Below are 24,724 nucleotides of genomic sequence, written 5' to 3' on the forward strand. Positions count from 1 at the left end.
AAAAAATAGGTTTTCATGTCCTTTACACTTTTAAACGATCGTTCAGCAATGAGAACCCACCGGCGTTCATCCCCTGTATCTTTTCTGAAATTCGTACTCCAGCTGGAATCCAAAGGCTGAATTATTTTTTGTGTGATAACTTCCGATGAATCTCCTGCAATGACAACAGTTCTGTCAATTGATCCATCGGAGTTTACACGGGTGGTAAAGTCATATTCAAGACACCCCTGAAAAAAAATCAGGAAAATAACTGCAACTGGCAAATGTTTTTTCATCATAACATAATTTTAATTTTCTAAGGTATAATGGAACCCGCATGTTCATCATTTTGTTACCGCTGTATTTGTGTTTGTGAAACATGTGGGTTTCATAACTTCTGTTTTACTGAATAAGTCGTATCATCTTGCCCTTGCTATAGGATTGCATGATAATTCCGCGTAACTTGTCCGGAGCTTGATATTTCAGAAATGCAGGCCAGCTTGACTCCCGAAAAAGAGTATTCCTTTTAATTTCGCGCAGTATTCTCCGGCATTCCGGACTGAGCTTCTGTACAATAATTCTTGCTTCTCCATCCTGAAGTACCGGAAGACAGGTAAGTGCTTTTGATAAATCAATGGCCGAAGGTGGCTCATAAACCCTGCTTGAAACAACCAGATGCTTTTCAAGCCGCGTAAGCTTGTGTACCATCATGATATTCTGGTACAAAAACAACAGTACAAGAAATACTACCACTGATGCCACAAGGTACTGTATTTGAGGTGAGAATAACAAATAGACCGCTTTGTGTTCCCTTTCCTTTTTTTCTGACCGGACGGTTTTTGCAAAAATCGCTCCCCTCAATGCATCTGTATTCAGCTCCAGGTTTTCTGAAGATATGCATCTCACTGCTTCATCATATTTCATTAACCCTTCAGAAATTTCCCTGCAGGAGGAACATAATTTCAGATGCTCATGCAGCAACTCCTGTTCTTTTTCAGTAAGTTCACCACTCCTGTAAAGATAAACCAGTTCCTCACTGCACTCTGAAACAATTTTATTGCCTTGCTTTTTCATGAAACCTATGAATTTTCTTCAATTCATTCTATTCTTTTTGAAACAATATCCTTTATTCCTGTAATGCACCTAAATCTTACCAAACAAGAAAACCTCAGCTACTAAACATGGAACATTGCATCTCCCTTTTATTGCTTCCTCATTCTTTCCCTGATAAATTTCCTGGCCAGGTATAAATGCTGTTTGATGATGTTCATCGGCATACCGGTCAGAATGGCAATTTCTTCCATTTCATAGTTTTCCAAATCGCGCAGCACAAATACAACTTTCTGTTTCGGAGGAAGCAGAGCAGAAAGACTTTTAACATAGTCAGCCAACTGCTGGTTTTCCAGTACCTGATCAGGAGTACTTTCTCTCGCAATTGTGGTTTTCACTGTACCAGGGTTTTCTGTGGTGTCAAAGAACAGATTTTTTTGGTGTCTCAACCTGTCAATGCAACGGTTGACAAGTATTTTCATCATCCAGCTCTTAAAATTCCTCTTCTGATCATATTTTCCCCATAACCTCCAGATGGTAAGAAACACATCCTGTACGGCATCTTCTGCTTCTTCACGACTCCCGAGGATTCTGTATGCCAGCCTGAAAGCCTGCTGATGATATGCTTCAAATGCCTCGGTAAACGTCATTTCTGTCCGGTGTTACCTATAATACGCTCGAAACCTGAAAAAGTAAAACTAATTCAAATTCCCTTTCACAATTCTTTGGATATAAATCCATTGCGCCTGTTTTTCAATAATATAAGAAATTTCAGGTCGCCATAGCCCTTCACTTGCAAGTGGGTCAGGCATTTCCGGGTAATTCCACCGGCAGGCAAACTGCAAGCAAAGGCAACGCTCAGAATTGCAAAAAAATAAGAGCCGGCAGGCACCCCCGGCACTAACCGACTCTTTATTCAATTCCTGTTTTTCCTCTGTTTTTATTCTTCCAGTCTCGCCTTTAACGCATTCACCAACTGCTTCAGTTGTTCAAGTTCTTCCTTCATTTCCCTGTTCTGCCGGATCAGCTCCTGAATTCCGGCCAGCGAAATTCCCGCCGGATCAATTGTGGAAATTGATTTGTCATCATTCCCCACGCCAAAGATTGCATGGAAATCCTGAGCCACCGGTCCAATATGTTTTACCGAAGGATTTTCTGCTATGTAATTCCATTGAAAAATCGGTAACTTTTCAATTCTCAGCAATATATCCGAACCGCTAACCGGAACAAAATTATCTTTCAGGTTTCTATCGGAAGATTGCGAAATTGTTCCGGTAACATATACATTTCCATTGAAATAACCTGCATACCCGCTACCGGTTGGTGCATAACCATATACCCCGTAATTTGTGCTTGCTCCACTGGCTGAGCCAACCACACCATAATGTGTCGTGCCTCCACTTCCGCTTACTTGACTGTAAAGACCATATGTAAGTCCGTCATTACTTGTATTATTTATTTTTAAGGAGTAAGTTACAGCATCCGTATTTATCGTTACAGTACCGTTTTTACTGACAACAAATGCATTATGCGGATTGCTGAAGGATGTTCCGTTTCCAATGACAAACAACGGATCTGTCTCTACCCAATTGAGTGAATCACCATTAATATTATTATAACGCCCTATGACAAAGGAATTGAATGCTTTGGCAATGGTACGGTATCCCATGGCTGTTGCGTAATTGCCACGTGCCTCTACTGAAGCTCCAATGGCCATTGAATAATAACCACTTGCTATGGTGGGATTATTGACCGTTACCGGAGGATTTGGAGGAAATAAAAATTTCATATAATATCCACTTCCAATAGCGGTGCTATAGTCTCCCACAGCTTGTGTTCTGTAACCAAAAGCATTGGAACGATACCCTGAAGCACTGCCTCCGATGCTCAAAGCATAAGGCCCTGATGCTATTCCGTTTAATGCCATGCTTTGTTTTTCGGAAGCCGATGCATAACTGCCCAGAGCAATGGAATACAATCCGCTGGCCGAAGCCACTGATCCAATGGCCATTGAACCATCAGCTGTTGCCTGTGAACTTAGTCCGATAGCATAGGAGTAATTTCCGCTGGCCTTTGTTGGTGTCCCGGTTACTGCTCCCGAAGTGTCAATACCCGTAGAACCCAGAGCAAAACTTTTGTCGCCTGAAGCAAGGGCTCCGGAACCAAAAGCAAATCCATCTTCACCGGAAGCCTGCGCACTCTTGCCAAACGCATAGGAGGATAACCCCAGAGCTTTCGACTGCCAGCCAATCGCCATCGAATAATTCTTTTTGGCTATGCTTTTGTAACCAAATGCCTGCGACCAGTTTCCGATGGCCTTCGATTCATATCCAAAAGATACCGAATTGGTTCCAACACTGTCGGGCGATTCCACCAATACACGGCCTGCCAGAAATGCCTCCTTTTGCGGATACCACAAAACCCTTGCTTCCGAAGGGTTTACAATCTGGGCAGCGTCCTTCGGATTGATGTTGAAAAAATCTTTGGTTTTCCCTATGGTGGAAATTTTGCCTACGGAAAAACCTCCGCTTGTGTTCAAACGGGTTTCAGGTATATTTATCTTCATATCCGGACTCGTAATGCGCAAACTGTCCAGAGTAATCCGGAATATTTCCTTGGTAAACGACTTTTCCGGAGTTCTTCCTCCAACGGCAAATCCCCCTCGTCCGCCTTTGCTCTCTTCATTAATGTAAAACCTTATACTGTCAGGTGTCACAATCATCAGCGTATCAAAACCCTTGGAACCCGTCCTTCCCCCGACAGCGAAGCCGCCACGGCCGCCCTTTACTCCACCTTCCGATACATACATTCTTACCGCACCTTCATAAACGGCAAACACCGTATTTCCGTTGCGGTCCTTAACTTCAAACAAGGCAGTATCAGACGGCAGATCCGCCCGGCCCTTGATCTCAAACTTTGCCGATGTATTTGTCTTTTCAGCATACATGGCAAATGGCACAGGCAGAAGTTGCGTGGTGCCTGCATCAGCCCAGCTGCCATTGTTCGCAATATCCAATTCGGTTTTCATATAAAAAGGTCCGGCACTCCAGTCAATCTCCCCGAAATTCCCTTTAAGTACCGTACCCTTGCCAATCTCTGCATTTACGATGCCCATGGCATTCGAAACCAGAACATGCGACTCCGAATAGAGCACAGTTCCTGTTTCGCTCCCTGCCAAAATGCTGATTCTCATTCCTACAGTTTTTTCCCTAAGGGGATAACCATCACTCCCCCTAACCACTGCCTGATAACGGAATGACTGAGGTAACTGCGCCGGCAATAATCCTGCCAGCAGAAAAAACATCACCAGAAGAAAATGCTTTTTCATAGGATAAAGGTTTTTACTGGTTTCTCAAATATGAAGTGTACTGGATTTCGAAAACCTGATAACGAGTTGTCTGATTAATCCTTGATAGATACGCAAAATCACGTATAAAGTTACTGTTTTTCTTGAAATTAGATAGTTGAATTGTATCCCTTTTTATTAAAAAAAATAATTATACCAACAAATTTTACCTTTCTGTCTGCCAAAATTTTTCTTCTGTCAAACTTTTCATAAATGTATTACTAAATGCCATTCAGTCTTCCCTCAACTAATACACAACACTGTTCCCTTCTCCCTGATTGAGACTATTGCCTTATATATCCGGAAAAGATACCGATTACAAATAGCTGAATGCGTAAAACCAAACCATTAGAACTATCTGCCTATTCCGTCAGTTTTACAATTGTCTCTTTGGTTATAAACTGAAGCGGATCATTCCGGCGGACAAAAAGCTCAGCCAGGTCAGACTTGTGTTGCTGAAGGTTAAGGATTTTTTCCTCAATCGTATCACGGGTGATAAATTTGTATGCCATAACCTTTTTTTCCTGCCCGATTCTGTGTGCACGGGCTATGGCCTGATTTTCAACAGCAGGGTTCCACCAGGGATCCAGAATAAAAACATAATCGGCTGCTGTCAGATTAATTCCCACACCCCCTGCCTTCATGGTCATAAGAAATATCGGCGTCTCCCCGTCCTCCTGAAACTTCTTCACTATGGTCATTCTGTCTGCTGAATGCGTCTGTCCCGTCAGCATAACATACTTCCAGCCCTCCTTTTCAAAGGCTCTGGCAAAAACATTCAGATGCCGTACAAAAGAAGAAAAAACCAGTACCTTGTGCCCCTCCGCTATGATATTCTCCACACTGCGCATCACTTCCTCAAATTTTCCCGATGAACTTTCCGGTGACCATGGCAAAAGCACTGGATGATTGGCCAGCAAACGAAGTTCCATCAAACCCTTAAGAATGATAAAACGCGACTTTTCAATCCCGCTTTTCGTAATACTTTCGATCAGAACATTCCGGATCTCTGACTTTCTGGTCTCGTAAATCTGCCTCTGATCATCATCCATCTCGCAGTAATAAACCTGCTCTGTGAGTGAAGGCAGGTCCTGTGCCACCATTTCCTTGGTGCGCCTTAAAATGAAAGGAGCTATAATCTTCTTTAGCTTTTCTTCTTTCTCCGGATCCCGGTTCTTCTCAATAGGCACCAGAAACTCATTTCTGAAATAGGCAAGATTCCCGAGAATTCCTTCATTAAGAAAAGTCATCTGCGCCCATAAATCGGTAAGGGAATTTTCGATCGGAGTACCGGTAAGAACCAGCTTGTACCGGGAGTGCAACTGCCTCACCGCCCTGAAAATCTTTGAAAAAGGATTCTTAATCGCCTGGCTTTCATCCAGAATAATATACCTGAATTCGCATTTCTTCAGGAGTTCAAGATCATTTCTTACAATTCCGTAAGTTGTCAGAATGATGTCGTACCGGTAAAAATCGTCCGGGCTGGTTATTCGTCCCACGCCAATATGCTTATATACGTTGAGACGCGGGGCAAATTTCCTTATTTCATTTTCCCAGTTCCAGATAAGTGACAAAGGCATTACGATAAGCGAAGTAATAGCCTCTACCTCACCCGCATTGTTCTGGCTTCCGAACAGATCCAGCTGCTGCCCCGGTCCTCCGGTCTTTTCAATGTGCAATACACTCTTTTTCCCTTTGCTGTCGGCCAGTATAGCCAGAGCCTGTAATGTTTTCCCAAGGCCCATATCATCTGCCAGACAACCCCCTAATCCCAGTTCCTGCAAAACATTCAGCCATTGGAAACCGGCCAGCTGATAAGGTCTCAGCTGTGCTTCTATGCCTTTTGGTATGCGAACCTCATTAAGGGATAAGCTCTTTAGCCCTTCCTTCATCCTTTCTGCAACAGGTATCTTTTCACCTGTTATGCTCTCGTCCAGCAAATGGAGATGGCATTTTCGCACCCTGAATGAATCAGTTCCCGGATTGCCTAATTGAACAAGATCCCGGTATTTTGAAAACCATTCCTTTGGCAGAACTGCAATTGTTCCGTCAGGCAGAAGAAATTCCCTGTTCCCGCTCAGTATATTTTGCCTTAACTTTATGAACGGTATGGAAATATCTCCAAAATGAACCATGATCTTCAAATCAAACCAGTCGGATTTGATGAGCATTGACTGGGATATCCGTATGGTGCCGGTAAAATACTGGTAGTTTCCCTTCTGCCGGATGATGATGCCTTTTTCATTCAGCTCTGCCGTATTCAGGTTAATCCATTCGATCAGTTCCGATACCTGAAAACTCTCTTCAGCCAATACGCTGGCTTCTACCCGGAAATATCCTCCCAGATGCTTGGTAAGCCCTTTCGCTTTCAGCCATCCGGCCACCTCATCTTCTTTTGCCTGGTTCCTGATAACACGCAAATAATGGTATCCGTGTTCGTCCTTCAAAAGTCTTACCATCGTATGGGCGGTTTCCCCGCAGAATACTTCCGCTGATGCGTAACCAAACGAAAGGGCAAGGCCCGGAAACCCGTCAGGCAACTGTTCCAGGGTCAGAAAAACCTGCTGAAAATCTGTAATATCATCAATCGTAAACCCTTTGGCAATTACTTTGAAATTCCTTACAGCATTCAGTACAAAGGTTTCAAAGTATTTACTTTCAGCCGCAGCAGAAATATGAATGAAATCCTTCGTAAAGAAGGGCAGAAGCTTGTTCCCGTCAACCCGCTCATCCACGGTCATCACACTGTCATCACACACTATCCAGCAGGGCTTTGTGCTGATGATTCTCCATGGTTTTCCCGTAATCGGAATTTCTTTTCCGCCTGATGTCACCGCAAGCCTGTATTCTATTCCATCATCGGTTTTACTGAAATGGAAAATCACTTCAGCCGGTACAGGATTAATTTTTAACGGATGCTCATTCACCGGCTCCCGTCTTTTTCCCTTTCGGTAAACAACCATATTCCAACCTGCCATGATCTGAAGCACCCTGGCTATGCGGCGGTCAATATAGGGTCGTATATGCTCCTGAAAAACTTCTTCAGGCATTGAATTGTAAAACTCGGAAGGTTTGTTAAACCGCTTTCCGAATCGTTTCAGAATTTCTTCATCTGAATACTGGTCAATGATGCTCAGTATTTGCCGTTCTCCTTCAGTTAACGTACCTATGTAATCCTTCGCGGTAAAACTGCTGACCCGGCGGCTCGAAAGACTAAACTGCCGGAACCTGGTTATTTCTACAACAAAACCCTCAATCAGCATGCCCAGCGCCTCATGCTCGGTAATGGCAAAAATCAGCTTCCGCTCAACGGGAGACGTTCTATTCTCTTCCTTTTCTCTCAGACTCATTTTCAGAAAACACAAAATATCAAAGGTAATAACTCTTTTTTTTCTGTAAACCTCCGGCACGAAAAATGACCTTTCTACCGGTAAAATCAGCTTTGTTACCGAAAAACAGACGGCGATCAGTTAAATGATGGTTTTTTTTGCCACGGGTTTATAAACAAAAAATGTGAAAAATTGTTAAACTTCGGAAACTTTAAATGTAAAAAAAGTTTTCTGCGTTTAAAAAGTTTTTACCTTTGCGGCATGAGCGAAGAATATCTATCCATCCTGGAACGAACCAGTTGCCTGTACAAAAAATACGGCATCAAAAGCGTCACAATGGACGACGTGTCGCGCGAACTTGGCATTTCCAAAAAAACTCTCTATCAGTATTTTGCTGACAAGGAAGAATTGGTTACCAAAATAATCGATCATGAAATTGAACTCCGTAACAGGGAATTCGATAAGGTCTTTGCCAGCAATTTAAATGCCATTGACGAGCTTTTTGAAGTTAACCGGCTGATGATGAACATGCTCAAAGAATACAGCCCGGCTACCGAATACGATCTGAAAAAGTACTATCCTGCTCTTTTTGAGCGCATTCATCAGATCAAAAGCCGCCGTATGTATGAACTCGTCCTCCAAAACATGAAAAAAGGAAAAGAGCAGGGGATCTACCGCCAGGAGATGAACGAAGAAGTTATTGCGAAAATGCACGTAACCCGAATAATGAACATGCCTGAAAATTCCATGTTTTCGCGGGAAGAGCTTTTTTCACCCTCAGTAATCATGGAAGCATTTGTCTATCATATCCGGGGAATTGCCAATCAGAAAGGATTGGAAATCCTCGAACAAAATCTGAAAAAACTGAACGAAAGCAATAAACAACAAATAATATGAAGTGCATGAAAATTTGGTTATTGATTCTTTTTACCTTGATGCCATGGCTTGCTGAAGCTCAGGATACGATTTCCGCATCCGATGGCAAAGCCATGAAATTCTCTCTGAAAGAAGCACAGGACTATGCATTGCAAAATAGTCCTGCAGTGAAGAGTGCTTCCATTGACCTGGAATCGGCAAGGAAAAAAATCTGGGAAACCACAGCCATTGGGCTTCCCCAGGTTACCGCAACCGGAAATTATCAATACATATTCAAGGTTCCGGAATTTTCATTTGGCGGATTTTACGATTATCGCCTCCTCCCCGATGGTACTCCGATCACAAAGGGCGATCTTCTGAGCACCTATCAGCCTGGACAGCCTGTAAAACTGGGCGTTCAACAGAATTTTACCTGGAACATAACTGTGAACCAGTTGATTTTCAGCGGAGAATATATTGTAGGACTTCAGGCTTCGCGTACCTTCAAGGAACTCTCCGAACGCAACCTTCTGAAAACAAAAAACGAAACCAAAGAGGCTGTCGCCAAAGCCTATTATATGATACTGACCGGTGAGGAAAACCTTTCCATCCTCCGTCAAAGCCTTCAGCTGATCGATAAAACCCTCAATGATGTTACAGCTATGTTTAAACAGGGCTTTGTGGAGGAAACCGACGTGGACCAGATAAAAATCAATAAACTGAACCTCGAAAATCTGGTCAATTCAGTGACGGAACAGGTTCAGATAGCTTACAGGCTTCTTAAGTTCCAGATGGGCCTTGATGTCAATCAACCCATTGAACTGACCGACAAACTGGATGAGCTGATCGCACAGGGGAACTTCAAACTCTGGTCGCAGGATGAATTCGACGTACAGAAAAACATCGACATGAAAATCATGCAGACCAATGAGGCTCTTTCGATGCTAAACCTGCAACGCGAAAAATCTAAGTTTCTTCCGTCTGTCAGCGCCTTTTACCAGCATCAGGAGCAATTGAAAAAACCCCAGTTCAATTTCACTATACCCGACATTGCCGGTGTAGGCATCAGCTGGCCATTGTTTACCAGTGGCGGCAGAAATTCCAAAGTTGCCCAGGCCCGGCTTGCATTGGAAAAGACCACCATCGGCAAAAATCAGGTACGCGACGGCCTTCTGATCGACTTCGAACAGTCCAGAAATACCTATAACAAAGCGCTTAATGATTATCTTACACTGAAAGAAAATCTGAACCTTTCAGATAAAATTTATCGTAAAACACTCCTTAAATACAGTCAGGGCATGGCTTCCGGCATGGAACTCACACAGGCCCAAAATCAGTTCCTTACAACGGAATCGAACTATTACAACGCCGTTCTCTCTCTCTTTAATGCCCAGGCAAAACTGGAAAAACTTCTTGAAACCAATTAATATGAAAATCAATAAAATACAAACTATAATGAAAACAAAAATTTTCATCGCTTTTTTGGCGCTTGCCATGGTGGCATGTTCGGGAAACAAACAGAGCCAGTTGAATAAACTGAAACAGAAACAGGAAAAACTTACTCAACAGATTCAGAAGCTGGAAGCAGAGCTGAATCAACAAGCCGATACGGCGGTTACTATTCAGCCAAAGCTGGTCCGTATTGCGGAAGTTCAACCAGTTTCTTTTAACCATTTCATTGAAGTACAGGGTAAACTCGATGGAGATGAAAATGTGGGTGTAGCAGCCCAGGCGCTCGGTAAAATAGTGGAAATTTATGTTCGGCAGGGCCAGAATGTTTCCACAGGTCAGTTGCTGGCCAAACTCGACGATGCAGTGCTTCAGCAGCAATTGAAGCAGATGGAAACCAACTTGCAGATGGTGACTGAACTCTACGAAAAACAAAAAAGGCTCTGGGAACAGAACGTTGGCTCCGAGGTGCAGTATCTCCAGGCAAAAACCAACAAGGAATCGCTTGAAAAATCCATCGCTGCCCTCAAAGACCAGATTAAAATGATGGCTATTACTTCTCCTGTCAATGGAACCGTTGAAGATATATCCGTCAGAATCGGCCAGGTAGTCAGCCCGGGCGTTCCGCTCATTCGGGTTGTCAATTTCTCCAAACTCAAGGTCGTGGCCGATGTCTCTGAAACCTATTCCAGCAAAGTCAATCCGGGCGACAGGGCAAAGGTTTATTTCCCTGATCTGAAGACAGAAATAGAAACCAAAATTTCTTTTGTAAGCCGGTATATCAACCCGGTTAACCGCACCTTTACGGTTGAAGCATCGGTCGAAAAACCTATCCCTGGCCTTAAAGCCAATATGGTAGCTGTACTGAAAATCAACGACTATTCCAACCCGAAAGCGTTGGTTCTCTCGTCCAATCTCATTAACAAAGACCAAAACGGCAATTTTGTCTATGTTGTCGCTTCCAATTCTGCTCCGAAGGCCAGGAAAATCTACATTCAAACCGGAGTGACTTATAACGGAATGATTGAAATTACCGGTGGAATTGAACCCGGAACAAAGGTCATCACTGTCGGATACCAGAATCTGCGCGACGGAGATCCTGTTCAGTATTAACAACCGATGAAGATTAAGCAAACAAGGTATGGAAAAGAAATTTAAAGAATTTAAACCCACCAGCTGGGCAGTAGAAAATACTACCAGCTTATACGTGCTGGCTGTCTTTCTTGCCATTTTCGGCATCATCAGTTATACCAGCATCCCGAAAGAACAAATACCCGAAATCGTCATTCCCACTATTCTCGTAAACACTGTTTATCCGGGTACCTCTCCCTCTGATATTGAAAACCTGGTCACAAAACCCATTGAGAAAAACCTGAAATCAATCAACGGGGTCAAAAAAATTATCAGTAACTCCCTTCAGGATTTTTCTTCCATTGTCGTGGAATTTCGCACGGGAATTGATGTTACAGAAGCAAAACAGCGGGTAAAGGATGCCGTTGACAAAACCCGGAACCAGGGAGAATTACCGAACGACCTTCCTCAGCCCCCTTCGGTCAACGAAATTGACTTCTCCGAAATTCCCATCATGTATATCAATATCAGCGGCGATTATGATCTGAACCAGCTCAAAAAATACGCCGATATGGTGAAAGACCGCGTAGAATCGTTCCCGGAAATTACGCGTTGCGATATTGTGGGTGCCCTCGACCGGGAAATCCATATCGATGTTGATATGTACAAAATGCAGGCAGCCAGTGTAACCTTTTCTGATATTGAACGGGCTGTAGCTGCAGAAAACCGGACTGTTTCAGGAGGAACCATGACCCTTGACGGAATGCGGAGAAGCATCCGCGTAGTGGGAGAGTTCCCTGATCTGGAAACCATAAAAAACGTAATGATCTCCTCTTCCAGCGGAGCCCTTGTCAAACTGAGCGACATTGCTGATATTAAAGACTCTTTTAAGGAACAGGAAAGCTTTGCCCGCCTGAACAACAAGAACGTAATTACCGTCAATGTTATCAAGAAAAGCGGCCAGAACCTCCTGAATGCCTCCGATAAAATCAAGGCAGCTCTCGAAGAACTGAAAACCACTGCCTTCCCCAACGACCTTAACGTGGTCATCACCGGGGAAATGTCCCGTTATACACGCTCTACCCTTGCTGACCTCAATAACACCATTATCATCGGATTCATTCTGGTTACAATTGTGCTGATGTTTTTCATGGGCCTGACCAATGCTATTTTCGTCGGCCTTTCCATTCCTCTCGCCATGGCCCTTTCCTACATAGTTCTTCCTTCCATCGGATTTACCATGAACATGCTGGTGATGTTCTCTTTCATCTTTGCCCTGGGTATTATTGTCGACGATGCCATAGTGGTGATTGAAAATACCCACCGGATTTTTAAAAAATCAGGAATGGATATTAAGACCTCCGCCAAATTTGCAGCAGGAGAAGTCTTTGTGCCGATTCTCTCAGGTACACTCACCACCCTGGCTCCTTTCTTCCCTCTTGCATTCTGGCCAGGGGTCGTTGGAAAGTTCATGTACTTCATCCCGGTCACTGTTATCATTGCCCTTTTTGCTTCCCTCATCGTTGCCTATATCCTCAATCCTGTATTTGCTGTCACCTTTATGAAACGTGAAGATGACGAAGCCATCACAGCACACCGGAAAAACCCTTTCCGCATAGGTGGCATCATCGCCGCTGTAGCAGGAATTTTTTACATTTTCGCAGCTTCAGGAAAGATCAGCTTCGGAATACCCAATTTCATTCTTTTCGCCAGCCTGGTTTACATTCTGCATAATACCTATGGATATAAAATCCTGCTTCGGTTTCAGAAAACCATCATTCCCAAAACCCTTGATAATTATGAACGTTTACTGCGCTGGACCCTTGTGGGAAAAAGGCCCTATTACCTCGTAACTGCCCTCGCCTTCCTGCTGATCACATCCTTTATGATCACTGCCGTCCGGAAACCAAAGGTCGTTTTCTTCCCTGAAAACCAGCCAAACAGCATTTATGCCTATATCAAACTTCCGGTTGGAACAGATGTAAAATATACCGATTCCATCGCCCGTATCGCCGAGGAACGGGTGTTGAAGACCCTCGGCCCCGATAACCCGCTTGTTGAGTCGGTGGTCACAAACGTGGCTCTCGGTGCTTCCGAGTCTTTTTTCGACAGCGGCACCAAAACATCCAACAAAGCAAAAATAACGGTGAACTTTGTTGAATATGCCCAGCGTAAAGGGGCGAAAACAGGACCTTATCTTGAAAAAATAAGAGAAGCTCTGAAAGATATACCCGGAGCTACAATTACCGTAACAAAAAATCAGATGGGACCTCCTACCGGCAAACCTATCAATGTGGAAATTAAGGGAGATGACCTCGACGACCTCATCTATACTGCCAACCGGTTTATTCAGTATGTCGACTCCCTTAAAATCCCCGGTATTGAACAATTGAAAACCGATTTTGAAAGCAGTAAACCGGAGCTGATTGTCGAAGTTGACCGTCAGAGGGCTAACCATGAAGGAATTACTTCCGGTCAGATTGGCATGGAACTTCGTACCGCAATTCAGGGAAAAGAAATTTCCAAGTTCCGCGATCAGGAAGACCAATATCCGATCGTTCTTCGCTATAACGACTATGTGCGAGAAAATATCGACCGTCTGATGAACCTCAAAATCACATACCGCGATATGACCACAGGCCTCCTGCGTCAGATTCCTCTTTCCTCTGTAGCTACAATTAAATACCAGAATACATACGGAGGCATTAACAGACAAAACGTACAACGTATCATTACGGTCTATTCGAACGTGCTTTCCGGATATACCCCTGTCGAAATCAACGCCCGGCTGAAGGAGGTTATTAAAAGCCTCCCTGCACCCGAGGGCGTTACAATTGATATTACCGGGGAACGCGAAGACCAGCTCGAAGCTATGCAGTTCCTGAGCAAAGCACTCCTGATCTCCCTTGCCCTCGTTTTCTTCATTCTTATTACCCAGTTCAACTCAATAGGAAAAACAATTATCATCCTTCTTGAAGTACTGTTTAGCATTATCGGGGTTCTTCTGGGCTTCGACATCTTCAACATGACTTTCTCGATTATTATGACCGGTATGGGCATTGTGGCTCTGGCCGGCATTGTTGTACGAAACGGGATCCTGCTCGTTGAATTTACTGACGTGCTCCAGGAACGCGGTATGGAAATGAAAGAAGCTGTTGTTGAGGCCGGAAAAACAAGAATTACTCCTGTACTTCTTACAGCTACATCTGCCATCCTCGGTCTTATTCCTCTGGCCATCGGTCTGAATATCGATTTCGGCTCCCTGTTTGCCCGTCTCAATCCCCATATCCATCTTGGCGGCGACAGCGTTGCCTTCTTTGGACCCCTGGCCTGGACCATCGTATTCGGTCTTGCTTTCGCTACCTTCCTCACACTCATCTTCATTCCCGTTATGTACTATATCCTGTATCATGGCGGCGCAGCAATTAAAAGAAGGTTCAATGCAGCCTTCCGGCCTGAAAAGAATGTCGATCTCGAACAACTTTATTAAAATGTAAATTCAAACCTTCATATTTTTCAGGCGGTTCGCATATTCTGTGAATCGCCTGAATTATTTGATAGAATTGCACGGCTTACTTTTACTAATTTTAGCACATGCATCTACGCTCTAAGATATGGTTCCTGAGTTTGATACTCTGCCTGCAGGCCTTCGGCCTGAAAGCACAGAATTCTCCGAACCGTCCGCGGGTTGGCCTGGTATTGAGCGGCGGCGCTGCCAAAGGACTTGCACATATTGGAGTTCTCAAAGTTCTCGAAGAAGCAGGAATTCCCATTGATATGGTAGCCGGTACCAGTATGGGCAGTATTGTGGGCGGACTCTATGCACTGGGCTATTCCGCCGATTCCCTTGAAAAAATAGCCCTTTCTCAAAACTGGGCTGCCCTGCTCCTTGACGAAGTATCCCGGGACAATTACTCCAATGATGAAAAAGACGAATTCGACAAATACATGGTCTCTTTTCCCGTAAAAGATCTTCGACCCCGCTTGCCGGGCGGACTAAAAACCGGACAGAATATTTCCCTGTTCCTGAACCGGCTCACCCTTCCTGCCTATTCCGTTTCCGATTTTAACCAATTGCCGCGACCCTTCCTCTGTATTGCCGCCGACATTGTCACCGGCGATGAAGTAGTGCTCCGAAAAGGAAACCTCGCCCAGGCCCTGCGGGCAAGCATGGCAATTCCCTCGGTCTTTACACCCGTGCAAATCGATAACCACCTGCTCGTCGACGGTGGTATCGTTAACAACTTCCCTGCAGACCACCTGAAGGAAATGGGTGCCGATATTATCATCGGAGTTAATCTTGGCTTTCGCCTTCATTCAGAAAATGAACTGAATTCCCTCTCTTCCATACTGGAACAGTCAGTATTTTTCAGGGCCGCTGAACGCAACAAGCAGAATCAAAAACTGGTTGATATTCTTATTCAGCCTGATGTCTATAAGAATTTTACTGCCGCCAGCTTTAATGAAGCAGCCAAACTGATTGCCGAAGGCGAACGCGCGGCCCGTGCTGTATGGCCCCAATTGAAAGCACTGGCCGACAGCCTTGCAAAATACCAGCCATCCTCCCCTCCTTCCCTCCCACCAACGCCTGAATTCTTAGATATTACCAGCATTAATATAAACGGCCTGAAAAATGTTTCCAAAAGCTTTGTACTTAACAAAATAAAATTTGACGTTCCTGGTTATTACAGTATTCAGGAAATTGAAAACGCCGTAGAACTGCTTTACGGTACACGATTCTTCAGCAAGGTTGAATATGCCCTTGTGCAAAACCCTGATTCCGGCGTCAACCTGATCTTTGATCTGGATGAAATCGATTACGATCTCCTTCGGGTTGGCGGAAAATATGACTCGGAATACAAAGCCACTTTATTGGTTAATACAACATTCCGAAATCTTTTTCTGAAGGGTTCTCGGCTAACCCTGGATTTTCGCCTGGGAGATCTTTCCCGCATAAAAGCCGCTTATACCATCCACTCCGCACTTCATACGGCACGAAGAGAGCAATGGATCAATGCTCCCTGGCTTCTCGCTGTCTTCCCTGATGTCACCTTGTCAACAGAATTCAGCCGCTATAATTATTATACCTATTCCGGCAATATCAAATCCGCTCTCTATAACATTTCAAAAACTAACCTTCAGCTGAAATCAACCAATAATTTCAGCAATTCTGTTTCACTTAGTTCCGACCTGTCTCTTGATTATTCTGCTACCGACGCAAAGTTCGTTACCTATAACCTGAGCGAGTCATATTCTCATCTCTTTGCCAGCCTGGGAACAACTTTGCTTGTCGATACCCGCGATTCGTATTTTGTGCCTAACCGAGGATTATATACCTTTCTCCGTGCTGAAGCCATTCAGGATATCTCTTCCGGGAAAAATGATATTGAAGATATCGTTCGCCTTATTGGAAAATGGAGCATTTCCCTCCCCCTTGTGAGAAATAAACTGGTCCTTTCTCCGCAGACAATGATCGGATATAATTTTAAGCCGGTCTCTGTTCCTGATTACAGCCTGTATATAGGCGGTAACAGCATTCACCCTGTAAATGAAGGTTCTTTCCCTTTCCCTGGCATAGAATATTTCGAAAGGTCAGGCCAGGCTGTCTTTGTTCAGAATGTGCAGTTTCAGTTTCAGATGTTTCAGAATCATTATATTATCGCCCAGGGAAATATGGGTAGTGCGCAGGAATCAATATATAATCTCCTGGTGAACCGCCCGTTTTACGGTGTCTGTCTTTCTTACTGCTATAACAGCGTAGTTGGTCCTCTTATTATTTCAGTCCATTCCAGTGAAATCCATCCGGCTCCCGGATTTTTCCTGAGCTTTGGATACAGACTTTGATCCGCAAGGGCCGCTTCCTCTGCGTTTCAGCGGGGTTGACCCGGATGCTTTCACAATAACCCACCCACTGCACAATAGTTCGCTTGCTTTCCTGATGCGCAACAGGGGCTTATCGTATTCAAAAAATCTCAGGAAATAGAACGAGATAAGTCAATAGAAACACAAAAAACATTTCAACAACTTGTTTCTATTGACTTATCGAGGTAATCCCGACTGATAAAATCTGATTAGATTTTGTTAGTCGATTCATCAATTGAGTTTTTCAATTGACGAATTTGGAATAAATAAGGAAGAAATAATGGTGTCTGAAATGAACATTCCGGTATTCGTTAACCTGTACCTGCCTCTTTTAACTTCGATGTGACCCTTTCCGGCATATTTTGAAATGCCTTTGATAAAATACCTTGCAAGTTCTTCTCCGAATTTCTCTCTGATTTCCTCTTCAGTCACCCCATCATCAGTTCGAAGTGCCGTTAAAAGGTATTCATTGTACAGGTCCTTGTCGGATAATTGCTCCTCCTCATAATATCGTTTGCCTTCCTTTATTGCCAGTATGTAATGGTAAAGCGAGGAAATATTCCACCTTCGTGAAATCCCATTGTAGGAATGCGCTGAAGGTCCTATACCACAATATATCTTTCCCTCCCAGTATCCTTTGTTATGCCTTGCCATAAAGCCTTCGCGGCAGAAATTGGAAATTTCATAATGCCGGTACCCCAGGCTGGCCGAAAATTCACACAGCATCATGTATTGTTCAAATTGTTCTTCTTCACCGGGCAAACTAACCTCCTCTTCAACAATATCCTGATAAAGAACCGTTCCCTTCTCAGGGGTTAGTAAATAGGCTGAAAAATGAGGAATATCAAAACGTTCCAGTATGTGCAGATCCTGAAAAAGGTGATCCGCTGTATATCCCGGGGAACCATAAATTAAATCAATACTTATGCTGGGAATCCCTTCCTGCCGGAGGATATCAATGGCTTCCATGGCTTTGCCTGCAGTATGCCTTCTGTCCATAAACTTCAGGACAAAATCCTGAAAAGATTGTACACCCAGGCTTATCCTGTTGATTCCTGCTCTTCTGAGCGCCTGCACAAAATCCCTGCTGATATCATCAGGATTGGCTTCCAGGGTAATTTCCGGACAGGAATCTACCTGAAACCAGTTCTTTATATTGTCAATGCACTTTTTATAAAAATCGGGAGCCATCAGACTGGGAGTTCCTCCTCCAAAATAGATACTTTCAACTGCCTCCTTCCCGAGATAACCTCTTCGTTCTTCCATTTCCTTTTGCAGGCATTCGCCCAGTTCCTGCATCCGCCTCAAATCAATAGTATGGTAAAAATCACAGTAAACACAGGATGATTTGCAGAATGGAATATGAAAATAGATTCCGGCCATTTTCCTGTAACTCTTAATAAAGAAATATGTTTACTTTGTACACATTAATTCCCGGAAAATACACTGTAATGTACAACAAGGATAATATCTTCTGGTGGGTTGCATCACTGGTATGGATAATTTTAATTGGCATTCTTTCTCTTTTACCTCCCTCTGAACTATCCGGCTGGAGTTTTCTTCATATACCAGGTATGGATAAAGTGCTGCATGCCTTATTCTACGTTATCCTGGCAATCTTCCTCTCCAATACCATGTTTCAGGAATTGAAAACGAGCAAACTGAAAATCAGAATCATGACCATACTCCTCTGCCTGTCTTACGGTCTGTTGATCGAATTCCTTCAGCCTTTGACCGGACGTTCCAAAAGTTTTTATGATCTGTTGGCCGACATGGGTGGTGCAATAGTCGGAACTTTGCTTTTCTACCAGATTCGTAAAATAAAAATCCGTTGGTTGGGCTAACTCAGATCGTTTCTTCACCCTTCAGAACATCGGCAATGGTTTCATTAGCCAGCATTTCCCTGAACGTATCCCTGATCGGTGCATACTTTTCATGCAGCACACAGGGTTTATGACGCATGGAACAACGTGCACTGCCAATAATACACTGATTGAGAAAATCCGTATTGTCTACTGTTTCAATTATCTGAAGCAAAGTAATTTTTTCAGCCGGCTTCCCCAGAGTAAAGCCTCCCGTAGGACCTTTCATTGAATCCAGCAGCTTTTTTCTCGCCAAAACCTGCAGAATCTTCCCCAGGAAAAAGGCTGGAATCTGCAATTCTTTTGCAATAACCTTTATGCCAAGCCGCTTGCTTTTTGAACTGTGACTGGCAATATAGATCATTGCCCTGATGGCATACTTGCTGGTATTTGATAACATACACTATGATTTAACCGGAATTTTCTGTATCCTACGTTCATGCCTTCCTCCCTCAAAGGATGCCTCCAGAAACGCTTTGACAATCTTAAAAGCTTCCATTTCACTGATAAAGCGCGCAGGCAAAGCACATATATTCGCATTGTTATGCTGACGCGCCAGAGATGCTATTTGCTCGTTCCAGCATACCGCCGAGCGGATACCCTGATGCTTGTTCGCTGTCATATTGATCCCGTTTCCGGTTCCGCATAAGGTGATCCCCAAAGGATACTGACCTCTTTCAATAGCCTCCGCTATCAGATGCCCAAAATCAGGATAGTCACTTGAATCACTGTTGTATGCACCAAAATCCTTCACCGTATACCCCATATTCTTCAAATACTCAATGATCCTCTGCTTCATAAAATACCCTGCATGATCGGATGCAATAGCAATCTTTTTCTCCATATTCGCGTTTGTTTTGTTGCTCCAAAAGTAATAAAAGCAAAAGATTTAAAATAAAAAAGACCTTTTTATCTTATGCTTCAATAAACACACTCATTTACCCCCAGATGACAAAAAAATGTTAAATACCTGTTCATTTTATATTGATATTGCGTTACAAACATAAAATCCGGATTTTTTCACCTTTTACCATAATCTTGTCCGCAGGTATATCAACAAAAAAGCTCCATTCTGCATACCACAAATCAGCCTATTTTTTTAACAGGCACAAATATTAACAAATGTTACTAATTCCACTTAATATATTGTAATTCAATAAGTAAAGATTTTTACTCTGGTTGAAAATATGTTTTTATAAGGTTTATAACAACAAATGCAAGTACCTTTGAAAAATATTGCTAACAGAACTAACAGCATATAATCATATAGTAATAGGAATTCAAAATTCTTTTATATGTAATTTTGTTAATGAATTAAATGTGAATAAATGCAATTATCTGATGGAAAAGGGATTTAGACTGGGAAATATGCAAAAATACGGATGGTACTGTTTGTTTTTCCTTGAAATACTTATCAGTTTTTCATCTGAAACTATAGCTCAGGAAAAGAAAGAATATTCTGTTCTGTACTATCCGAACGGCGCGAAAGCCAGCGAAGGCTATATGCGTGATGGTCAACCAGATGGATACTGGATATCCTATTATCCGAATGGTACAAAAAAGTCTGAAGGAAACAGAAAAAATTTTCTTCTTGATAGTATTTGGGTGTTTTATAATCAGTTAGGCGATACAGCAGAGAAAATTTCTTATGTCCTGGGAAAAAAGAATGGTTATAGCTTAAAATATGGTTACGTAAACGATAGGGTAGGCAAGGAAAGAGTGATAATAGTGGCGAAGGAGTTATATATTAATGATGTTAAAGAGGGAAACAGCTACTACTATGACAAGCAGGGAAATCTGAGGGAAATTGTAAAATATAGAAAAGGGAAGCGAGATGGAATAACGTTTGTTTTTAACAAAGACAGCATGCTTACTGAAATAAGAGAATACAGAAATGATTTTCCGGTACTTTTGGAAAGATTGAACAGGTATGATTCTCTCGGTAGAAAAGATGGGATATGGAGAGAATATTTCCCGGATGGCAAAATTAAAGAAGAAGCTGTTTATAAAAATGGAGTCTATAATGGAATAATGAAAAGATTCAATGAAAAAGGTGCATTGATTCTGTCATTGCTGTATAAAGACGGTCGCATAGTTGAAGAGAATCCAAAACTGGAAAAAGCTGCTGAAGTTAAGACAAAAATAAATAGTGAAGGATGGGTCGAATTCAACGGGGCTTTTATTGATGACTCTGTTCCTGTGGGCATCCATAGGTGGTATAACAAGGATGGTAAGGTGATTCGGGCTGAGCTCTATGGTACGGACGGAAAACTGATATCGGAAGGAATAATTGATAATGAAGGAAAACGCGAAGGAATGACTGTTTTTTATTATCCTGATAGGAAAATATTATCAAAAGGTGAGTATAAGGATAACAAAAGGGAAGGCAGATGGAAATTCTATGGAATAAATGGAGTTTTGGAGCAGGAAGGTGAGTTCAGAAATGATATGCCAAATGGATTATGGACATGGTACTATCCGGATCAGACTATTAAAAGGACGGAAGCTTTCCTGAATGGAAAAGAAGATGGAGAATACATGGAATATGATAACGGGGGAAAAATCATTGCAAAAGGAGTTTTCGTAGAAGGAGAAAAGGAAGGGGAGTGGTTTTATCATGTTGGAGATCATAGCGAAATAGGAAAGTATATTAGCGGTCTAAGAGATGGCATTTGGCGATATTATTACGAAAATGGAAATTTGCAGTTCGAAGGAAGATATGTTCAAGGTAACCTGGATGGAAAAGTTAAATGGTTTTATGACGATGGGAAAATCATGGAGGAGCAATACTATATTAACGGAATAAGAGAAAAGACTTGGAAGAAATATGACAGACAGGGAAATATTGTTCTTACGGTTACCTATGCCGAAGATGTAGAGGTGAGAATAAACGGTGTAAAAGTTGAAGATTCGGAAAGGGAAATAAAACTTATAAGATAGTATCGGATGGCGAAAAAGGATGAAAGAAAAATTATTAGCCTTGAGACCAGTGATCCCGATTTTGAGAACAAACTGCGTCCTTCAAATTTTGGGGATTTCAAGGGGCAGGAAAATATTGTAAGCAATCTGAAGATTTTCGTGCAGGCTGCAAAAAACAGGAAGGAGTCTTTAGATCATGTTCTGCTGCATGGGCCTCCGGGACTGGGAAAGACAACCTTGGCGAGTATCATTGCAAATGAAATGAATGTCGGACTGAGAACTACATCAGGTCCGGTACTTGATAAGCCTGGTGATCTTGCGGGAATACTTACCAGCCTGGAAGAAAATGATGTACTATTCATCGATGAAATTCACAGACTTTCACCCGTAGTGGAAGAATACCTCTATTCAGCCATGGAAGACTATTGCATTGATATATTGCTGGATAAGGGTCCTAATGCAAGATCAGTACAGTTGAAACTTAATCGGTTCACACTGGTTGGGGCTACTACAAGGTCTGGTTTACTCACTAGCCCATTGCGTGCACGATTCGGAATAAATTTGCATCTGGAATATTATAAGGCGAATGTCCTGAAGGATATTGTTCTGAGATCGGCGAAAATTCTTAGAATAGAAATTGACGACGAGGCTGCTGAAGAAATATCAAGAAGAAGCAGAGGAACACCGCGAATTGCAAACGCCATCTTAAGAAGGGTTAGAGACTTCGCACAAATTAAAGGCGATGGAAAAATCGATCTGAAAATTACCTTATATGCATTAAATGCTTTGGATATTGATACCCACGGTCTTGACTTTATGGACAATAAAATTTTAATGACGATAATTCAGAAATTTAAAGGAGGCCCTGTTGGATTAAAGACGATTGCTACGGCTGTTGGAGAAGACGAAGAAACAATTGAGGAAGTTTATGAACCATTCTTGATTCAGGAAGGCTTTATGAAGCGAACTCCACGAGGCAGAGAAGTTACAGAACTGGCGTATAGGCATTTTAACCTGAAAAGTGAAATAAGAAATGGAAAACTTTTTTAATATTGCCAAAAATTTAGAATATGAGAAATTTTATGAAATTTTCCGGAATTGTTTTAAACATACTGGGAGTAATTGCCCTGTTGATTCATCAGATAAAGTCTGAAACTTCAAATTCACTTCTTGTTGTTGGTATTAGTTTGATGCTGTTGGGATTGGTATTCTTTATACTTATTAATAAATTCGCTGAAGATTAGCTCATATTGGCCAACTTCTGAAGAAAAGGACGATTAAGTATCTTTATCTTCCGGCCCGACAAATCTATTAGTTTATCATCTTTGAATTCTGAAAGCAGTCGGATTGTGGACTCTGTTGCTGTGCCCACAATGTTGGCCATTTCTTCCCGCGTAAGGGAAAGATTAATAAATCCCTGAGAATCTGTACCAAAAGTCTTTTCAATATGAAGGAGAACTTCAGCCAGCCTTTCTCTTACCGTTTTTTGCGCAATGTCAGTTATATACTCGTTGGCTTCGCCTAATTCCTGGCAGATGAGCTGTATTAAATCAAGGGCAAAGGTGCCGTCTGCCTTTACAAGATGTATAAGGAAAAAACCTGGAATAAAAAGAAGAGTGCTGTCTTCGTGAACCTGAGCGCTGGTACAGGCGGGTTCATTGCTGAATAATGAACGGAAAGCTATTATATCGCCTGGTCGTGCAAAACGTATGATCTGCTCCTTGCCATCTGCTCCTGTCTTGAAAATTTTTATAATCCCGCGAAGTACAAAGTAGGAACCGGATATATTGTTACCCTGGCGGTAAATAAGCTTATTGCGCTGATATGTAACTTGTTCAGAAATTGTAATAATTTCATCTATCTTGATCGGTGGAAGATGACGGAAAACCGAGTTAGGTAAGCCGAATATCGGAAAAATTTGTGAACTTTCAACAGGATGTTGATTCATAAACCATTGCATTTATTCAATACGTAAAATGTAGATGAGGCGAAAACTGGTGAAGGAAGCGGATATCGTTTTCAAAATAAAGACGAAGATCGCGCACCTGAAATGTGAGCTGTGCTATCCGTTCAATTCCCATTCCAAAGGCGTATCCTGAATAAATTGATGGATCAATCCCATTAAGTGAAAGAACATTGGGGTCTACCATTCCGCAACCAAGAATTTCTAGCCAGCCGGTATATTTGCAAATATTACAGCCATTTCCCTTGCATATGGTGCAGGATACATCAAATTCAGCTGATGGCTCCGTAAAAGGAAAAAAGGAAGGCCGAAGGCGAACCTTTGTATTTTGTCCAAACATCTCACGGGCAAAATATAGCAATGTCTGCTTGAGATCAGCAAAAGATACATTTTTGTCAATGTATAAACCCTCAACTTGATGAAAAATGCAATGAGCACGCGCAGATATTGCTTCGTTACGAAATACTCGTCCGGGCATGATCATTCGTATCGGAGGTTGTGTGTTTTCCATAACTCTTACCTGGACGGAGGAGGTGTGTGTTCGTAAAAGAATATCAGGATTTTGTTCGATAAAGAAGGTATCCTGCATGTCCCTGGCAGGATGCTCAGGTGGAAAATTGAGGGCACTGAATACATGCCAGTCGTCTTCAATCTCCGGACCATCAGCAATAGTAAAACCCAGACGGGAAAAAATCTCTAATATTTCTTTCCTTACAATGGAAATTGGATGCCGCGAAGACAAAGGAATGTTTTGTCCGGGCAGGGAAAGATCAGAAACTTTTGAAATAGGTCCGGTTGTTTGTTTTAAGTATTCCTGGAATTGTTCATATTTTGAAACAGCTGCGTTTTTTAGATCATTTAAAAGACGGCCTGTTTCTTTCTTTTGTTCCTGAGGAAGGTGTTTGAATTGATCAAATAACTCCGACAATATACCTTTCTTGCTGAGGAAGCGTAAGCGAAATTCTTCAAGTTCAGAAGATGTACCGGGGTGAAAAGAATGAATTTCTTCTAAGTAATTGTTAATTAGATCTTTCATATG

The 24,724-nt window shown here is 42.5% G+C and carries 18 protein-coding genes; 8 read left to right on the forward strand and 10 right to left on the reverse strand.

The window, feature by feature from the left end; translation table 11 throughout:
* The 5 genes from GX419_06210 to GX419_06230 form a co-directional block, all read right to left on the reverse strand.
* Positions 1-278: hypothetical protein (locus GX419_06210; protein NLI24277.1), on the reverse strand; the 278-nt coding region annotated here is incomplete at its 3' end.
* 103 nt (positions 279-381) lie between these two features.
* Positions 382-1,053, reverse strand: coding sequence for a hypothetical protein (locus GX419_06215; GenBank protein ID NLI24278.1), 672 nt, complete (start codon positions 1,051-1,053; stop codon positions 382-384).
* Between the two features lie 128 nt (positions 1,054-1,181).
* A complete protein-coding gene (locus tag GX419_06220) occupies positions 1,182-1,679 on the reverse strand; it encodes an RNA polymerase sigma factor (GenBank protein NLI24279.1) in 498 nt (165 codons plus the stop codon).
* Positions 1,680-1,969: 290 nt separating this feature from the next.
* On the reverse strand, positions 1,970-4,357 hold the full coding sequence (locus tag GX419_06225) for a hypothetical protein (protein ID NLI24280.1): 2,388 nt from the start codon (positions 4,355-4,357) through the stop codon (positions 1,970-1,972).
* 380 nt (positions 4,358-4,737) lie between these two features.
* On the reverse strand, positions 4,738-7,725 hold the full coding sequence (locus GX419_06230) for a DEAD/DEAH box helicase (protein ID NLI24281.1): 2,988 nt from the start codon (positions 7,723-7,725) through the stop codon (positions 4,738-4,740).
* Between the two features lie 240 nt (positions 7,726-7,965).
* On the opposite strand from GX419_06230, the gene GX419_06235 reads away from it, so the two are divergent.
* From GX419_06235 to GX419_06255, 5 genes are all read left to right on the forward strand, one after another.
* Positions 7,966-8,601 (forward strand): TetR/AcrR family transcriptional regulator, encoded by a 636-nt coding sequence (locus tag GX419_06235; GenBank protein ID NLI24282.1) that lies wholly within the window; start codon positions 7,966-7,968, stop codon positions 8,599-8,601.
* Positions 8,598-9,986 (forward strand): TolC family protein, encoded by a 1,389-nt coding sequence (locus GX419_06240; protein ID NLI24283.1) that lies wholly within the window; start codon positions 8,598-8,600, stop codon positions 9,984-9,986. Before GX419_06235 ends, GX419_06240 begins: the two co-directional genes overlap by 4 nt.
* Positions 9,987-10,014: 28 nt before the next feature.
* On the forward strand, positions 10,015-11,121 hold the full coding sequence (locus tag GX419_06245; protein NLI24284.1) for an efflux RND transporter periplasmic adaptor subunit: 1,107 nt from the start codon (positions 10,015-10,017) through the stop codon (positions 11,119-11,121).
* Positions 11,122-11,149: 28 nt separating this feature from the next.
* The gene (locus GX419_06250) at positions 11,150-14,569 is read left to right on the forward strand and encodes an efflux RND transporter permease subunit (GenBank protein ID NLI24285.1); all 3,420 of its coding nucleotides are present in this window, start codon (positions 11,150-11,152) and stop codon (positions 14,567-14,569) included.
* A 104-nt stretch (positions 14,570-14,673) separates the two neighbouring features.
* The gene (locus GX419_06255) at positions 14,674-16,923 is read left to right on the forward strand and encodes a BamA/TamA family outer membrane protein (protein ID NLI24286.1); all 2,250 of its coding nucleotides are present in this window, start codon (positions 14,674-14,676) and stop codon (positions 16,921-16,923) included.
* Between the two features lie 249 nt (positions 16,924-17,172).
* Here the strand turns inward: GX419_06255 and hemW are convergent, their stop codons facing one another.
* On the reverse strand, positions 17,173-18,324 hold the full coding sequence (gene hemW, locus GX419_06260; GenBank protein ID NLI24287.1) for a radical SAM family heme chaperone HemW: 1,152 nt from the start codon (positions 18,322-18,324) through the stop codon (positions 17,173-17,175).
* A 68-nt stretch (positions 18,325-18,392) separates the two neighbouring features.
* Between hemW and vanZ the strand changes: the two genes are divergently transcribed.
* Positions 18,393-18,785: a VanZ family protein gene (vanZ, locus tag GX419_06265; GenBank protein NLI24288.1), complete on the forward strand. Its 393-nt coding sequence runs from the start codon at positions 18,393-18,395 to the stop codon at positions 18,783-18,785.
* Position 18,786: 1 nt separating this feature from the next.
* On the opposite strand, the gene GX419_06270 is transcribed toward vanZ, so the two are convergent.
* Both GX419_06270 and rpiB read right to left on the reverse strand, forming a co-directional pair.
* On the reverse strand, positions 18,787-19,203 hold the full coding sequence (locus GX419_06270; GenBank protein ID NLI24289.1) for an Rrf2 family transcriptional regulator: 417 nt from the start codon (positions 19,201-19,203) through the stop codon (positions 18,787-18,789).
* Positions 19,204-19,206: 3 nt separating this feature from the next.
* Positions 19,207-19,647: a ribose 5-phosphate isomerase B gene (rpiB, locus tag GX419_06275; GenBank protein NLI24290.1), complete on the reverse strand. Its 441-nt coding sequence runs from the start codon at positions 19,645-19,647 to the stop codon at positions 19,207-19,209.
* A gap of 497 nt (positions 19,648-20,144) precedes the next feature.
* On the opposite strand from rpiB, the gene GX419_06280 reads away from it, so the two are divergent.
* Both GX419_06280 and ruvB read left to right on the forward strand, forming a co-directional pair.
* A complete protein-coding gene (locus GX419_06280) occupies positions 20,145-21,743 on the forward strand; it encodes a hypothetical protein (protein NLI24291.1) in 1,599 nt (532 codons plus the stop codon).
* A 6-nt stretch (positions 21,744-21,749) separates the two neighbouring features.
* A complete protein-coding gene (gene ruvB / locus GX419_06285) occupies positions 21,750-22,772 on the forward strand; it encodes a Holliday junction branch migration DNA helicase RuvB (GenBank protein NLI24292.1) in 1,023 nt (340 codons plus the stop codon).
* Between the two features lie 190 nt (positions 22,773-22,962).
* On the opposite strand, the gene GX419_06290 is transcribed toward ruvB, so the two are convergent.
* Together GX419_06290 and pheS are read right to left on the reverse strand one after the other, a co-directional pair.
* Complete coding sequence (locus tag GX419_06290) at positions 22,963-23,682, reverse strand: Crp/Fnr family transcriptional regulator (GenBank protein ID NLI24293.1); 720 nt, start codon at positions 23,680-23,682, stop codon at positions 22,963-22,965.
* A gap of 4 nt (positions 23,683-23,686) precedes the next feature.
* On the reverse strand, positions 23,687-24,721 hold the full coding sequence (gene pheS, locus GX419_06295; protein ID NLI24294.1) for a phenylalanine--tRNA ligase subunit alpha: 1,035 nt from the start codon (positions 24,719-24,721) through the stop codon (positions 23,687-23,689).
* Positions 24,722-24,724: the final 3 nt, after the last annotated feature.

The sequence above is a fragment of the Bacteroidales bacterium genome (assembly GCA_012517825.1).
Classification (GTDB): Bacteria; Bacteroidota; Bacteroidia; order Bacteroidales; family JAAYUG01; genus JAAYUG01.

Coding starts and splice junctions, on each gene's coding strand:
- GX419_06215 (NLI24278.1), bottom strand. CDS start 1,053: ATGAAAAAGCAAGGCAATAAAATTGTTTCAGAGTGCAGTGAGGAACTG.
- GX419_06220 (NLI24279.1), bottom strand. CDS start 1,679: ATGACGTTTACCGAGGCATTTGAAGCATATCATCAGCAGGCTTTCAGG.
- GX419_06225 (NLI24280.1), bottom strand. CDS start 4,357: ATGAAAAAGCATTTTCTTCTGGTGATGTTTTTTCTGCTGGCAGGATTA.
- GX419_06230 (NLI24281.1), bottom strand. CDS start 7,725: ATGAGTCTGAGAGAAAAGGAAGAGAATAGAACGTCTCCCGTTGAGCGG.
- GX419_06235 (NLI24282.1), top strand. CDS start 7,966: ATGAGCGAAGAATATCTATCCATCCTGGAACGAACCAGTTGCCTGTAC.
- GX419_06240 (NLI24283.1), top strand. CDS start 8,598: ATGAAGTGCATGAAAATTTGGTTATTGATTCTTTTTACCTTGATGCCA.
- GX419_06245 (NLI24284.1), top strand. CDS start 10,015: ATGAAAACAAAAATTTTCATCGCTTTTTTGGCGCTTGCCATGGTGGCA.
- GX419_06250 (NLI24285.1), top strand. CDS start 11,150: ATGGAAAAGAAATTTAAAGAATTTAAACCCACCAGCTGGGCAGTAGAA.
- GX419_06255 (NLI24286.1), top strand. CDS start 14,674: ATGCATCTACGCTCTAAGATATGGTTCCTGAGTTTGATACTCTGCCTG.
- hemW (NLI24287.1), bottom strand. CDS start 18,324: ATGGCCGGAATCTATTTTCATATTCCATTCTGCAAATCATCCTGTGTT.
- vanZ (NLI24288.1), top strand. CDS start 18,393: ATGTACAACAAGGATAATATCTTCTGGTGGGTTGCATCACTGGTATGG.
- GX419_06270 (NLI24289.1), bottom strand. CDS start 19,203: ATGTTATCAAATACCAGCAAGTATGCCATCAGGGCAATGATCTATATT.
- rpiB (NLI24290.1), bottom strand. CDS start 19,647: ATGGAGAAAAAGATTGCTATTGCATCCGATCATGCAGGGTATTTTATG.
- GX419_06280 (NLI24291.1), top strand. CDS start 20,145: ATGGAAAAGGGATTTAGACTGGGAAATATGCAAAAATACGGATGGTAC.
- ruvB (NLI24292.1), top strand. CDS start 21,750: ATGGCGAAAAAGGATGAAAGAAAAATTATTAGCCTTGAGACCAGTGAT.
- GX419_06290 (NLI24293.1), bottom strand. CDS start 23,682: ATGCAATGGTTTATGAATCAACATCCTGTTGAAAGTTCACAAATTTTT.
- pheS (NLI24294.1), bottom strand. CDS start 24,721: ATGAAAGATCTAATTAACAATTACTTAGAAGAAATTCATTCTTTTCAC.